The 13,063-nt window shown below is 64.2% G+C and carries 14 protein-coding genes; 7 read left to right on the forward strand and 7 right to left on the reverse strand.

Annotation, left to right across the window (positions count from 1 at the left end; all coding sequences use genetic code 11):
- Nucleotides 1-63: 63 nt before the first annotated feature.
- Nucleotides 64-1,956, reverse strand: a complete 1,893-nt coding sequence (gene dnaK / locus FHS48_RS02080; RefSeq protein ID WP_184261369.1) for a molecular chaperone DnaK — start codon at nucleotides 1,954-1,956, stop codon at nucleotides 64-66.
- Between the two features lie 274 nt (nucleotides 1,957-2,230).
- Here dnaK and FHS48_RS02085 point away from each other — a divergent pair, with 274 nt between their 5' ends.
- On the forward strand, nucleotides 2,231-2,482 hold the full coding sequence (locus tag FHS48_RS02085; RefSeq protein ID WP_184260785.1) for a DUF1178 family protein: 252 nt from the start codon (nucleotides 2,231-2,233) through the stop codon (nucleotides 2,480-2,482).
- A 118-nt stretch (nucleotides 2,483-2,600) separates the two neighbouring features.
- Here FHS48_RS02085 and metW read toward each other — a convergent pair whose 3' ends face one another.
- Together metW and metX are read right to left on the reverse strand one after the other, a co-directional pair.
- Nucleotides 2,601-3,224, reverse strand: coding sequence for a methionine biosynthesis protein MetW (gene metW, locus FHS48_RS02090; RefSeq protein WP_184260789.1), 624 nt, complete (start codon nucleotides 3,222-3,224; stop codon nucleotides 2,601-2,603).
- A 13-nt stretch (nucleotides 3,225-3,237) separates the two neighbouring features.
- Nucleotides 3,238-4,404 (reverse strand): homoserine O-acetyltransferase MetX, encoded by a 1,167-nt coding sequence (gene metX, locus FHS48_RS02095; RefSeq protein WP_184260792.1) that lies wholly within the window; start codon nucleotides 4,402-4,404, stop codon nucleotides 3,238-3,240.
- Nucleotides 4,405-4,634: 230 nt separating this feature from the next.
- Between metX and FHS48_RS02100 the strand changes: the two genes are divergently transcribed.
- From FHS48_RS02100 to FHS48_RS02120, 5 genes are all read left to right on the forward strand, one after another.
- Nucleotides 4,635-5,537, forward strand: a complete 903-nt coding sequence (locus FHS48_RS02100) for a chorismate mutase (protein WP_184260795.1) — start codon at nucleotides 4,635-4,637, stop codon at nucleotides 5,535-5,537.
- A 91-nt stretch (nucleotides 5,538-5,628) separates the two neighbouring features.
- On the forward strand, nucleotides 5,629-6,720 hold the full coding sequence (gene hisC / locus FHS48_RS02105) for a histidinol-phosphate transaminase (RefSeq protein ID WP_184260798.1): 1,092 nt from the start codon (nucleotides 5,629-5,631) through the stop codon (nucleotides 6,718-6,720).
- 5 nt (nucleotides 6,721-6,725) lie between these two features.
- Nucleotides 6,726-7,658 carry a prephenate/arogenate dehydrogenase family protein gene (locus FHS48_RS02110; protein WP_184260800.1) on the forward strand — a complete coding sequence of 311 codons (933 nt, stop codon included), beginning with the start codon at nucleotides 6,726-6,728 and terminating at the stop codon, nucleotides 7,656-7,658.
- A gap of 154 nt (nucleotides 7,659-7,812) precedes the next feature.
- A complete protein-coding gene (locus FHS48_RS02115; RefSeq protein ID WP_184260803.1) occupies nucleotides 7,813-8,652 on the forward strand; it encodes an alpha/beta hydrolase in 840 nt (279 codons plus the stop codon).
- 71 nt (nucleotides 8,653-8,723) lie between these two features.
- A complete protein-coding gene (locus tag FHS48_RS02120; protein WP_311769060.1) occupies nucleotides 8,724-9,107 on the forward strand; it encodes a HigA family addiction module antitoxin in 384 nt (127 codons plus the stop codon).
- A 33-nt stretch (nucleotides 9,108-9,140) separates the two neighbouring features.
- On the opposite strand, the gene FHS48_RS02125 is transcribed toward FHS48_RS02120, so the two are convergent.
- The 4 genes from FHS48_RS02125 to mutY form a co-directional block, all read right to left on the reverse strand.
- Nucleotides 9,141-9,797, reverse strand: coding sequence for a hypothetical protein (locus FHS48_RS02125; RefSeq protein ID WP_184260806.1), 657 nt, complete (start codon nucleotides 9,795-9,797; stop codon nucleotides 9,141-9,143).
- Nucleotides 9,798-10,037: 240 nt separating this feature from the next.
- Nucleotides 10,038-10,277 (reverse strand): hypothetical protein, encoded by a 240-nt coding sequence (locus FHS48_RS02130; RefSeq protein ID WP_184260809.1) that lies wholly within the window; start codon nucleotides 10,275-10,277, stop codon nucleotides 10,038-10,040.
- 242 nt (nucleotides 10,278-10,519) lie between these two features.
- Nucleotides 10,520-10,819: a hypothetical protein gene (locus FHS48_RS02135; protein WP_184260811.1), complete on the reverse strand. Its 300-nt coding sequence runs from the start codon at nucleotides 10,817-10,819 to the stop codon at nucleotides 10,520-10,522.
- A 219-nt stretch (nucleotides 10,820-11,038) separates the two neighbouring features.
- Complete coding sequence (gene mutY / locus FHS48_RS02140; protein ID WP_184260814.1) at nucleotides 11,039-12,130, reverse strand: A/G-specific adenine glycosylase; 1,092 nt, start codon at nucleotides 12,128-12,130, stop codon at nucleotides 11,039-11,041.
- A 162-nt stretch (nucleotides 12,131-12,292) separates the two neighbouring features.
- Between mutY and FHS48_RS02145 the strand changes: the two genes are divergently transcribed.
- On the forward strand, nucleotides 12,293-12,835 hold the full coding sequence (locus tag FHS48_RS02145; protein WP_184260816.1) for a DUF721 domain-containing protein: 543 nt from the start codon (nucleotides 12,293-12,295) through the stop codon (nucleotides 12,833-12,835).
- The last annotated feature ends 228 nt before the right edge of the window (nucleotides 12,836-13,063 follow it).

Here is a 13,063-nt window from a genome sequence, read left to right on the forward strand (position 1 = left end):
GGGGGAACGGTCCTGCCATGACGGCGGTGCCCCGGCTTTATCGGCCGGGGCACCCGGCCCGTCTTACTTCTTCTTGTCGTCGACTTCTTCGAAGTCGGCGTCAACCACGCCATCGTCCTTGGCGGCAGCCCCGGCGTCATCGCCCGCAGCCTGCTCGGCCTTGTACATGGCTTCACCCAGCTTCATCGACGACTGCATCAGGGCATCGGTCTTTGCCTTGATGGCATCGGCATCGTCGCCGTCCATGACACCGCGCAGGGCGGCGACATCGGCTTCGATCTGGCTCTTGGTGGCCGCATCGACCTTATCGCCATGCTCCTTCAGGTTCTTGTCAACCTGATGCAGCAGACCATCGGCCTGATTACGGGCTTCCACCGCCTCGCGGCGCTTCTTGTCGGCAGCGGCGTTCTGTTCCGCTTCGCGGACCATGCGCTGGATTTCATCGTCGTTCAGACCGCCGGAGGCCTGAATGCGGATCGCCTGTTCCTTGCCGGTCGCCTTGTCGCGGGCCGACACGTTGACGATACCGTTGGCGTCGATGTCGAAGGTCACCTCAATCTGCGGCACGCCCCGCGGTGCGGACGGCAGGCCGACCAGATCGAACTGCCCCAGCAGCTTGTTGTCCGCCGCCATTTCCCGCTCGCCCTGCGACACGCGGATGGTCACCGCGGTCTGGTTGTCGTCGGCGGTGGAGAAGGTCTGCGACTTGCGGGTCGGGATGGTGGTGTTGCGGTCGATCAGGCGGGTGAACACGCCGCCCAGCGTCTCGATCCCCAGCGACAGCGGGGTCACGTCGAGCAGCAGGACGTCCTTCACCTCACCCTTCAGCACGCCGCCCTGAATGGCCGCGCCCAGCGCCACCACTTCGTCCGGGTTCACACCCTTGTGCGGATCGCGGCCAAAGAATTCCTTCACGATCTGCTGGACCTTCGGCATGCGGGTCATGCCGCCGACCAGAATCACCTCGTCGATTTCGCTGGCCTTCAGGCCGGCATCGGCCAGCGCCTTGCGGCACGGCTCGACGGTGCGCTGGATCAGGTCATCGACAAGGGCTTCCAGCTTGGCGCGGGTCAGCTTGACGTTCAGGTGCTTCGGCCCGCTGGCGTCGGCGGTGATGAACGGCAGGTTGACTTCGGTCTGCTGGGCCGAGGACAGCTCGATCTTGGCCTTTTCGGCGGCTTCCTTCAGGCGCTGAAGGGCCAGACGGTCGCCGCGCAGGTCGATGCCCTGTTCCTTTTTGAACTCATCGGCAAGGTAGTCGATGATGCGGGCGTCGAAGTCTTCCCCGCCGAGGAAGGTATCGCCGTTGGTGGACTTCACCTCGAACACGCCGTCGCCGATTTCCAGCACCGACACGTCGAAGGTACCGCCGCCAAGGTCGTACACGGCGATCACGCCGCCGTCCTTCTTGTCGAGGCCATAGGCCAGCGCCGCAGCGGTCGGTTCGTTGATGATGCGCAGCACTTCCAGACCGGCGATGCGGCCGGCGTCCTTGGTGGCCTGACGCTGGGAATCGTTGAAGTAGGCCGGAACGGTGATCACGGCCTGGGTCACCGCTTCACCCAGATGGGCTTCGGCGGTTTCCTTCATCTTCTTCAGGATATTGGCGGAAATCTGGGACGGGGCCTGCTTGTCGCCCTTCACGTCCACCCAGGCATCGCCGTTGTCACCCTTGATGATCCGGTACGGAACCAGACCCTGATCCTTCTTGACGGTCGGATCATCAAAGCGGCGCCCGATCAGGCGCTTAATGGCGAAGAGGGTATTTTCCGGGTTGGTCACGGCCTGACGCTTGGCCGGCTGGCCCACCAGAATCTCACCGTCGGCGGCAAAGGCCACCATCGACGGGGTGGTGCGGGCGCCTTCGGCGTTCTCAATCACGCGGGCTTCCTTGCCGTCCATGATCGCGACGCAGGAATTGGTGGTCCCGAGGTCGATCCCGATAACCTTGCTCATCATTCTCACCTGTTGCTGCGGCAGACACGCTGCGGCCCTGACCGGCGCCGCCACGGTCCCCTGAGGGGTTAAACAGTAAAGGCGGGCTCCCCAGGAGCCCTGTTCCCCGCCCGGGCAGACAGCCCGACGGTTTGAAAGGTATATAAGACAACCCGGCGCGGGCCGCAACAGGATGACAGCGGCATTGCTGCCCTGCGGTGGTGTCAGGGCCGGGCCTGTGCTAAATCAGGCCTCTCAACCCTTTTTCTGCGGCATTTCAACAGAGAGCAGAGCGATGATCCGTTACCGTCTGGTATGCAGCCACGATCACGAATTTGACCAGTGGTTCGACTCGATGGCCGACTACGACACCCAAAAGGCGGCCGTGGCCCTGTCCTGCCCTGAGTGCGGCGACACCGCCGTCAGCAAATCCCTGATGGCACCGCGCCTGTCCGGCTCCGGCGGAACCGTCGGCAGCAGTGCCGATCCGGTGCCGCCCTGTGGCGGCGGTGGCTGTGGCGGCGGAATGTGCCCGGCCCTGAACTGACCCCGTCCCCCCAGCCCCCCGTCCCCCAGCCCGGAAGACACGATAAAAGCCCCGGCGGAACACTCCGCCGGGGCTTTTTGATATCAGGCTTCGTGATGACAGGCGCTGCGGCAACAGATCAGGCCCGGCGCAGCAGGAACACCGCGTCCGCCCCCATCAGATTGGCCCAGCCGCCGGTCACATCCCAGTCGCGGCGGTGCCCGGCCCCGTCCAGCGCGAAGGCCGACTCGATCACCAGCCCCAGATCCTGACACAGCACCACAAAGTCACGGATGGTGCAGAAATGGATATTCGGGGTTTCATACCACTGGTACGATAGCGCCGAGGTCACCGGCATCCGCCCATGCAGTCCCAGATGCAGGCGGTTGCGCCAATAGCCGAAATTGGGGAACGAGACGATCGCCCGCCGCCCGATCCGCAACAGGTTTTCCAGCACCCCACGCGGGTTGCGGGTGGCCTGAAGGGTCTTGGACAGAATCACGAAATCAAAACTGTCGGGCGGATAGGCGGCCAGATCGGTATCGGCGTCGCCCTGAATCACGCTCAGGCCCTGCCCGACCGCCTCGCGCACCCCGGCCATCGACAGCTCAATCCCCCGCCCGTCAACCTGACGGAACTCCTGAAGATAACTCAGCAGCAGGCCTTCGCCACAGCCGACATCCAGCACCCGGGCTTTCGGCTCAACCAGATCGGCAATCAGTTGCAGGTCAATGCGCAGCCCGGCATGGGTGGTGGAGTTCATCGCGCCCCCTCCTTCAGACAGCAGCCGCAACCGGGCCGCGCGGCAGGCCGCGCTGTTCGGCGGCGGACCGCAGGAACCCGGTGAGGGTCTGGTGAAATTCCGGCTCATCCAGCAGGAAGGCGTCATGCCCCTTGTCGGACTGGACCTCGACAAAGCTGACGTTGGCGGCGTTGGCATTCAGGGCATGGACAATTGCCCGGCTTTCCGCCGTGGTGAACAGCCAGTCGGAGGAAAACGACACCACGCAGAACCGCGTGGCCGTGCCCCGGAAGGCATGGGCCAGCACCCCACCGTTGGCCCCGGCCAGATCGAAATAATCCATCGCCCGGGTGATATAGAGGTAGCTGTTGGCATCAAAGCGGTCGACAAACGCCGACCCCTGATAGCGCAGATAGCTTTCCACCTGAAAATCAGCGTCAAAGCCGTAGGTGACGCTCTGGCGGTCCTGAAGCCTGCGCCCGAACTTCCGCTGCAACGCCGGTTCGGACAGATAGGTGATGTGGGCCGCCATCCGCGCCACCGCCAGCCCGCGCTGGGGGCGGGTGCCGTGACGGTGATAATCCCCATTGTGCCAGTCCGGATCCGCCATCACCGCCTGACGCCCGACCTCGTGGAAGGCGATATTCTGGGCAGAGTGGCGGTAGCTGGTGGCCACCGGCACCGCACAGAACACCCGCTGCGGGTAGGAATGGCACCATTCCAGCACCTGCATCCCGCCCATCGACCCGCCGATCACCGCGAACAGGGTCTCAATCCCCAGATGATCGACCAGCAGGGTCTGGGCCCGCACCATATCCCCGATGGTGATCACCGGAAAAGTGACGCCCCACGGCTCCCCGGTCTCCGGGTTGACCTCATAGGGGCCGCTGGAGCCCATGCAGCCGCCGAGGACATTGGAGCAGATCACGAAATAGCGGTTGGTATCGACAATCTTGCCCGGGCCGATCAGATCACTCCACCAGCCGGGCTTGCCGGTCACCGGATTGGGCGAGGCCACATACTGGTCCCCGGTCAGGGCATGGCAGATCAGTACCGCATTGGAACGGTCGGCATTCAGGCTGCCGTAGGTTTCATACGCCAGCGTGAACGGCCCGAGATCCACCCCGCAGTCCAGCCGCATCGGCCGGTCAACACCAAGCTGGACCGTCTTGCCGTGCGGAATGGACAGATGCGTGCTCATGGCGGACCCTTTCAGAACCGGGGGTTCAGGCCGGGATTTCAGGAGGAAGGAAACGGGAAAAAGCTCTAGGGACGGTACCCCCTACTGTCAACGTTTTCTTTGATTTTGCCCGGGGGGCCGTCTACTACTTAATCCCCCCGGGCGGTTCCGCCGTGCCGGGTGCCCCGTTACGATCACCCCGCCGAACCATTTAAGGCAAACCTGCCGACAATAAGGGAAACGCCACCGGAATGTCAGACGCCACCCCGCCGGGCTCCAGCGCCGCCGCTCCCCTGCCCACCCTTGCCGACCTGCGCCAGCGGATTGATGCGATCGATACGCAGCTGATCGACCTGCTGGTGGCCCGGGCCGAAGTGGTTGAAACCGTTGGCGCGGTGAAACGTGCCGCCGGGGAGGATGTCGGCATTTTCCTGCGTCCCGGCCGGGAGATGGACATTCTGCGCCGCCTGCTGAAGCAGGCAAAGCACGGGCGGTTCCGCAAGTCGGTGATCGTCCGCATCTGGCGGGAACTGTTCGCCGCCATGGTCGCCGTGGAAGGCCCGCTGACCGCCGCCGTTTACATGCCCAGCCGGGGTGCCGGTTACCTCGAACTCGCCCGCGATTCCTACGGGGCCTACACCCCGATGGTGGCGGTGCCGTCGCCGGGGTCGGTGGTGAAGGCGGTTGCCAATGCCGAAGTGACGGTCGGCATCCTGCCGATGCCGCATCTGGGCGACACCGAACGCTGGTGGCCGGCGCTGGCCTCCGCCGCGCCCGGCACCCCGTCCGTGGTCGGCAAGGTGCCCTTCGCCGGGCCGGGTCCGGGCCGGGGGGACGGTATCGAAGGTCTGGTGATCTGCCGCCTGCCGCAGGAAAACACCGGGCACGACCGCACCTACATCACCATCGAGGCCGACGAGGACCTCAGCCGGACCGGCCTGCGGTCGCTGGCTGAAAATGCCGGTCTGGTGGTGGTGGAAATGCCGGACACCGATGACACCTCGCCGGTGGCCCGCCTGCACCTGCTGGAAGTTGAAACCTGTATCCTGCCGACCGATCCGCGCCTGACGGACCTGAGCCGCGAAGCGGCGATCCGCCGCGTCTCGGTCATCGGCGGATACGCCATCCCCTTTACCGCCGACGATCTGGTCTGATAACCCGGTCAGCGGCCTTCTCCCCGGAGGAATCCTCCATGTCTTTGTGTATCAGTCCATCCGGACGCCAAAAAAGGATGAAAAGACGGTCATGAGCCTTCCTGTTCCGCAGCCCGGTATTCTGGAAATCGCCGCCTATGTCGGCGGAGAATCCAAGGTCGAGGGCGTGTCCCGTGTGATGAAGCTGTCGTCCAACGAAAGCCCGCTGGGTCCCAGCCCGCGCGCGCAGGACGCCTATCGCACCGTGACGGCGGAACTCCATCGATACCCCGACGGCGGGGCGACGGAACTGAGGAAGGCCATTGCCGCCCGCTACGGGCTGGATGCGGCCCGGATCATCTGCGGCTGCGGATCGGATGAACTGATCGGCCTGCTGGTGAACGCCTACGCCGCCCCCGGCGACGAGGTGCTGTTCTCCCGCCATGGCTTCCTGATGTATGACATCTACGCCCGGTCCGCCGGGGCGGTGCCGGTACGGGTGGATGAAACCGCCCTGACCGTGGATGTCGATGCCCTGCTGGGTGGCGTCACCGCCAAAACCCGCATCGTGTTCGTCACCAACCCCGGCAACCCGACCGGTACCTACATCAGCGCGGCGGAACTGCGCCGCCTGCGCGACGGCCTGCGGGAAGACATCCTGCTGGTGATCGACGCCGCCTATGCCGAATACGTGGACCGCAACGACTATTCCAATGGTCTGGAACTGGTGCAGGAGACGGAAAACACCGTCATGCTGCGCACCTTCTCCAAGATCTTCGGTCTGGGCGGAGCCCGGGTCGGCTGGGGCTATTTCCCGGTCGGCATCGCCGATGTGATCAACCGCATCCGCAGCCCGTTCAACGTCACCGCCCCGTCACAGGCGGCGGCGACGGCGGCGATCCGTGATGTGGAATTCACCACGCTGGCCAAGGCCCACAACGATTACTGGCTGCCGTGGCTGAAGGAAAAGCTGACGGCACTGGGCCTGACCACCACCGACAGCGTCGCCAACTTTGTTCTGGCCCGGTTTTCCGGTACCGCAGGCAAAGATGCGGCGGCGGCCGATGCCTTCCTGAAGGCGCGCGGCATCATCGTCCGGCGGGTTGCCAGCTACGGCCTTGGGGATTGCCTGCGCATCACCATCGGCCTGGCCGAAGAGAACGAGGCCGTGGTTGCGGCCCTTAAAGACTTTCTGGAGTCGTGACGGACATGTCTGATCCGTTGAAGAAGCCCGCCCTGTTCCGGCGGGCCTGCCTGATCGGCATTGGCCTGATCGGGTCCTCCCTCGCCCGCGCCATCCGCGCCCATGGTCTGGCCGAAACGCTGGTCTGCCACAGCGCTGCGGACGGCAGCAAGGAAACCGCCCAGAAGCTGGGCATTGTCGATGAAGTGTATGCCGATCCGGCGGAAGCCGTGCGCGGCTGTGATCTGGTGATTCTGGCCACCCCGATCGGGGCCAACGCCGCCCTGGTCGAACAGTTCGGCCCGGCGCTGGAAGCCGGTGCCATCGTCACCGACGTCGGATCGGTGAAGATGGCGGTGGTGCGTGATGTCTCGCCGTTCCTGCCGGATGCGGTGCATTTTGTGCCGGGCCATCCGATCGCCGGGACCGAACATTCCGGCCCCGAGGCCGGATTCGCCGAGCTGTTCCAGAACCGCTGGTGCATCCTGACCCCGCCGACCGGCACCGATCCGGAGGCGGTGACCAAGATCCGCACCCTGTGGGAAACCATCGGCTCCAACGTCGATGTGATGGAAGCCGGGCACCATGATCAGGTGCTGGCCATCACCTCGCACCTGCCGCACCTGATTGCCTATACCATTGTCGGCACCGCCGACGATCTGGAAGACGTGCTGAAGCAGGAAGTCATCAAGTACTCGGCCTCCGGCTTCCGGGATTTCACCCGTATCGCCGCCTCCGACCCGACCATGTGGCGCGACGTCTTCCTGAACAACCGCGAGGCGGTTCTGGAAGTCCTTCAGCGCTTCACCGAAGATCTGACCGCCTTACAACGGGCGATCCGCTGGGGCGAGGGGGAAACCCTGCATGCCCTGTTCAGCCGGACCCGGCAGATCCGGCGGGGAATCATCGAGGCCAAGCAGGCCTATGGTTCCGGGATCGCCAAGTTCGAAACCCAGTAACACAAGACGACAGGCGCAGCCCTTCCGGACTGCGCCTGTTTTCTTTCCAGATCCCGGGGTTTCCCGGGATGTTTCGCAAAAATTTTACCGCCGGTTCCGGCAGATGACCTATGCTGGATCCTGTATCCCTCCCCTGCCGCGAGTCTCCGCCAATATGACATCCCCCGCGTCCGTGTCTCTGGAAGTGCTGCACGCCAAACCGGCAAAGCCGGTCACCACCCCGCCGCTGCTGTTTGTCCACGGAGCCTTCTGTGGGGCCTGGATCTGGGCGGAAAACTTCCTCGACTGGTTCGCGGCCCGTGGCTTTGACGCCTACGCCGTCTCCCTGCGCGGCCACGGCACCAGCGGCAGCCTGAATGACCTGCAACGGGCGGGCATGGCGGACTTTGTCGATGACGTCAGCAGCGTCATGGCCTCCCTGCCGCGCCGGCCGGTGCTGATCGGCCACAGCATGGGCGGCATGGTGGTCCAGCGCCTGCTGGAACGCAGCGATCCCCGGACCTTCGCCCGGGAACCGACCGTTGCCGGAGCCGCGCTGATGTCCTCGGTCTCGCCCGGTGGGCTGTGGGGAACCACCCTCCATATGGCGATGAACACCCCCAACGTGCTGTGGGCACTGGCGGGAATGCAGACCTTCGGCACCGGAATGGCCTCCGCCGAGGCCCTGCACCGCGCCCTGTTCCCGGCCAGCGTGCCGCTGGAAACCACCCAGAAGTATCTGACCCGCTTCCAGACCGAGTCGATGCGGGCCCAGACGGATCTGACCTTCTCGCCGCCACCGGTGTGCACCAACGGAAAAGCCATCCCGATGCTGGTGATCGGTGCCTCGGAAGATACCTTTGTGCCGCCGTGGATGGCCCGCAGCACCGCCCGCTACTACGATGCCCCGTGCCATATTCTAGAGGGGATGGGCCATGCGATGATGCTGGAACCGGACTGGGAACGGGCCGCCACCATCCTGCATGACTGGCTGACCGAGACCGTGTCAGCCTGATCCAGCACACCCCTTGCGCCTGCCCCTCCTGTCCCTGCCAGCCCCAGTTCCGACAGATCCGGAGACCCGCCGTGACGGATGCCATCGACCTTCCCCCGCCCGCCCCCGAACACCCGGGGACCGTCCTGCGGATGGAATATCTGGATCCGATGGGATTAAGCGGTAACGCCCTCGCCATGGCCCTGCGGGTGCCGCCGCCGCGGATTTCCGAGCTGCTGCGCGGGCGGCGGGGCGTCACCGCCGATACCGCCCTGCGGCTTGGCCGCTATTTCGGAACCGGGCCGGAACTGTGGATGGCGTTACAGGCCGCCTACGACCTGCATCAGGTTGCCCCCGCCGTGAAAGCGGGCATCACCGCCGAGGTCCCCTCGGCTTTCGGGGACGACAAAGCAACGCGGAAGGCCCACGCCAAGGCCATCCGCCGCCGTCTCGCCGCCTTTACCGATGCGCTGTAGACTGTTCTGAAACCGGTTTGCTGAGAAACAGGTTTACTGGCCCGGCTGGCAGGGATGCTGGCGGCTGGCCGGATCGCAGACCTGAAAACTCTGCAAGGTGGTCAGCGCTTCTTTCTGCTGGTCTTCCAGCAGCGGCGGCCCCTGTGTGGTATCAAACGGGGCAACCCGCCATGCCCACTGGGCCATATACAGGGCGGCAGTGCCCTGTATCGTCCGGAAAAAGGCAGTTTCCCCATATCCGGCCGACTTCACCTTGGAACAGCCCAGCACCCAGAAGGCGGAAGGATAGCCGTTGCTGCGGCCACTTTGCAGGGTGCCAAGCTTAACCCCGTCACAGGCCTGTTCGTAACTGCTCTGTGACTGGGCATACAGCTGATCAGGGGGCAGGGCCTGCGCCCCGGCAGGGGTTTTGACCATCTGGATGGTCAGCATATCCTGCCACCGTTCCGCCGACTGCCCATCCGGGACATAGGAGACGGTTTCAATCGGCCCGCTGGCATTGCGGCTGGCCTGCTTCCAGCCCTTGGGAATCTGGATGCTGAACCGCTCGCCCCCCTGCGCCGCCGCCGGGGGAACCACCGGAGAAGCGGCGGCGGTCTGTGCCTGCGCACCGCCCGGCATCAGCGCCATACCCGCAATCAGCGCCAGCGCTGCCCGGAACACGCCCCGGCCCATACCCTGCGCGATCATCGTCCCATCCGGCCTTTTCACGCTCCGCAGCTCCCTCAGTGCCTTACGCAACAGTACGGGCGCACTCTAGAGCATTTTCCGATTGTGTGGAATCCGGTCAATCGAAGAAAAGACTCTGTCTTTAGAGAGTTAGAACCCTGAGAGAGTTAGAGCGTTTTCAACAGCAAAGCCGGTGTCCGCTTTTGCTGAAAACGCTCCTCTGCCTTTTTCCGGCGAGGAAAAACGCCTGTTCCACAGACCTTATTCTGCGGCCAGACGATACTCCTGACGGACCGGCAGAACCGCTGCGGCAGGCTGGAACGAGGCGCCCTGCTCCAGAGTGTCCGCGACATGGCGGATATCGGCCAATGCCTCATGCAGGCGATCAATATGCCCCGGCATCTCAGCGCCGAAGCGGTCCACAATCGCAGCGAAACGAGCAGCGGAGGCACGGGCCCGACGGGCAGACAGCAGCAGGGCGCAGTCAGAGGTCCTGTCCATGGCGTAATCCTCCTAATTAATGTGGTTTAAGCAATTCTTAACATTCCATATCTCCGGCAGCGGCGCAATGGTGAGAAAGTGTATTGGCTCCAAATTCCCTGATATCAACAAAAGTATATGAAATACCGACAATTTTACGAAAATATCCAAGGCCTGAAACCACATCGGAAACGCGGTACCACTTCACCCCATCCTGCCCGGAAGGCGGGGAGCTCCTGAAGCCCCGAAATAATCCTTAAGGATTATTTCTTCCCCTCTGCCGGGGAGGGCAGACGACGGTCAACCCCGCCCGGATGATCGGCAAAGGTCCGTTGCAGCTGCTCCAGCATCGCGCGGGCCCGTTCCGGGTCCTGCGACATCAGGGCAGTCCGCACCTCATCCAGAACCATCTGGCGCAGGGCGGGTTCTCCCCAGTCCTTTTGCAGGAAGGCGTGTGCTTTCTCCAGAGCCACCAACGGCGGGAGATGTTCGTGGTGAGCCACCACACTCAGTTCAGCTTCGGTAATGCCGCTGAAATGCAGACAGTCAGTCAGGGTCAACATGGCCGGTCCTCCTTGGACCTTTACCACGGCAGTACGCCGCTGCGACTGCCGCAGCCCCCGTTGCGGAAGAGCTTCCGCACCCGGAAGCCGTGAGGCGCCCGCACCCGCGCCACCTTCTGACGGTAACAGAAAAGGCCCGAAAAAGACAGGGGCCTTCCATGCGCTGCAACAATACAAATTCTTATAAATCAATACGATAAAGTGCAGCGCAGTATAAAATCATCCCTGCCCGAGAGCCAGACGGACAATTTTACGCATCACGGTCGGCAGGGCCTCTCCCTCCATCTCCTCCGGCAGAACCCACCGGCACCCGGGATACTCTCCGCCCTTGGCAACCCCGGACAGAACCGTCAGCTCCAGATGGAAATGGGTGAACGTATGGCGGACCAGCCCCCGCAGCGGCCGCCAGTCCGCGGATACCGGCGCATAGGGCACCGCATCGGCCCGACTCCACTCTTCCTCCCGCCACGGGGTTGACGGCACTTCGGTCATGCCGCCCAGCAGCCCCTCCGGGGCACGGCGGCGCAACAGCACCGCCCCATCCCACCGCACGATCCAGAAGGCAACCCCCCGGCGCAGCGGCTTTTCCGCCTTGGCCACCTTGGCAGGCAACTGTTCGGCAAGGCCCTGCTTACGCCCGTCACAGTCCCGCATCCACGGGCACAGACCACAGGCCGGCTTGCGGGGCGAACACAGGGTCGCCCCCAGATCCATCATCGCCTGTGCGTAATCACCGGCACGCTCCTCCGGCGTCAGACTGTCCGCAAGGGTCCGGATCTGGTCCTTGCTGCCCGGCAGCGGATCCGTCACCGCAAACATCCGGCTGATCACCCGCTCGACGTTGCCATCGACCACGACCGCCCGCTTGCCAAAGGCGATCGCCGCAATCGCCGCCGCCGTGTAGGTGCCGATTCCCGGCAGGCGCCGCAAGTCTTCCTCGGTGTCCGGGAACTGCCCGCCGTGGCTGTCCCGGACCACGCGGGCGCATTTCAGAAGATTGCGGGCCCGGGCGTAGTACCCCAGCCCGGCCCACGCCGCCATCACCGCCTCATCGTCCGCCGCCGCCAGATCGGAAACCGTCGGCCAACGGGTGGTGAAGGCGTTGAAGTAGGAAATGACCGCCGCCACGGTGGTCTGTTGCAGCATCACTTCGGACAGCCAGACCCGATAGGGGTCCGCCGCCTGCCCGGGCGCATACCGCCATGGCAGGTGACGGCGTTCCGCATCATACCAGTCAAGCAGCCGGGCACTCAGCGGCACAGGCTGGACGGCGGAACCGGCGACGGAAGACGGATGCACAGGACCGGTCATTCTCTGAAGGCTCACAGGTTCTGAAGGCTACAGGATACCGTGCCCGGTGCAGGAACAGAAAACCGGAAACCGCAGTTCCCTCTTCTGTCTGCACATAGCCGGATCCCGACAAAGTGGCTACAGTATCTGACCCGTCTGTTTTTGTCAGGACCTGCTTCCCGTATGGCACAGCCGCCAGAGTCTCCGCGTCCGCCCCGCCGGGGCAGCCCGTCCGCCCAGCAGGAACCGCGCCGCATGGCGCGTGGCCCTCTGGCCATCGGTGCCGTTGCCGCCCCGCTGACCCGCCCGCTGCTGGGCAGGCGCGGCCTGGCCGAAGGCGACCTGATCGCCCGCTGGGATACCATTGTCGGGCCGCTGATGGCCTCCTACGTGCTGCCGGAACAGGTGCGCTTCCCCAAAGGCCAGCGGGATGGCGGTGAACTGACCATCCGGGTGCCGTCCGGCCCGTTTGCAGTGCAGATCCAGCACGATGCCCCGGCCCTGCTGCAACGCATCAACGGCTATTTCGGCTACCCGGCCATTGCCCGGCTGAAAATCATTCAGGCCCCGCTGCCGATCAAACGCCCGCCACGGGAGGTGCGGCAACGGGCCCTGCGCCCGTCAGAGGTGGCGGAAATTACAGCCACCGTTGCGGAAATTCCCGATGACGATCTGCGGGCTGCCTTGGAGCGACTCGGCAGAAGTATGCGGTCGCGGCAATCGTAACGCCTGCGGGGACACCGACGGCGCACGGGAAACCCCCAGAGTTATCCACAGCCAGCCACACCCTGCGGTCTGTCCCAGACGAAAACAGCATCAGCACCCCACCTGCCATAAGTAGATCCGCAAGGGTGGGGAAGTTTTGCGTAACTGCTTCCGATTTATTCTTTTTTTACATCCTCTCCGTGCAGGAAACCGTTCACCCCACCCCGGATGCGATGCGCCTGCCACAGA

Origin of the sequence: Novispirillum itersonii, from assembly GCF_014205675.1 — a bacterium.
GTDB classification, from domain to species: Bacteria; Pseudomonadota; Alphaproteobacteria; order Rhodospirillales; family Rhodospirillaceae; genus Novispirillum; species Novispirillum itersonii_A.

Bases quoted from the DNA above. Each gene is read 5' to 3' on its own strand.
- dnaK (WP_184261369.1), bottom strand. From the start codon at position 1,956: ATGAGCAAGGTTATCGGGATCGACCTCGGGACCACCAATTCCTGCGTC.
- FHS48_RS02085 (WP_184260785.1), top strand. From the start codon at position 2,231: ATGATCCGTTACCGTCTGGTATGCAGCCACGATCACGAATTTGACCAG.
- metW (WP_184260789.1), bottom strand. From the start codon at position 3,224: ATGAACTCCACCACCCATGCCGGGCTGCGCATTGACCTGCAACTGATT.
- metX (WP_184260792.1), bottom strand. From the start codon at position 4,404: ATGAGCACGCATCTGTCCATTCCGCACGGCAAGACGGTCCAGCTTGGT.
- FHS48_RS02100 (WP_184260795.1), top strand. From the start codon at position 4,635: ATGTCAGACGCCACCCCGCCGGGCTCCAGCGCCGCCGCTCCCCTGCCC.
- hisC (WP_184260798.1), top strand. From the start codon at position 5,629: ATGAGCCTTCCTGTTCCGCAGCCCGGTATTCTGGAAATCGCCGCCTAT.
- FHS48_RS02110 (WP_184260800.1), top strand. From the start codon at position 6,726: ATGTCTGATCCGTTGAAGAAGCCCGCCCTGTTCCGGCGGGCCTGCCTG.
- FHS48_RS02115 (WP_184260803.1), top strand. From the start codon at position 7,813: ATGACATCCCCCGCGTCCGTGTCTCTGGAAGTGCTGCACGCCAAACCG.
- FHS48_RS02125 (WP_184260806.1), bottom strand. From the start codon at position 9,797: ATGATCGCGCAGGGTATGGGCCGGGGCGTGTTCCGGGCAGCGCTGGCG.
- FHS48_RS02130 (WP_184260809.1), bottom strand. From the start codon at position 10,277: ATGGACAGGACCTCTGACTGCGCCCTGCTGCTGTCTGCCCGTCGGGCC.
- FHS48_RS02135 (WP_184260811.1), bottom strand. From the start codon at position 10,819: ATGTTGACCCTGACTGACTGTCTGCATTTCAGCGGCATTACCGAAGCT.
- mutY (WP_184260814.1), bottom strand. From the start codon at position 12,130: ATGACCGGTCCTGTGCATCCGTCTTCCGTCGCCGGTTCCGCCGTCCAG.
- FHS48_RS02145 (WP_184260816.1), top strand. From the start codon at position 12,293: ATGGCACAGCCGCCAGAGTCTCCGCGTCCGCCCCGCCGGGGCAGCCCG.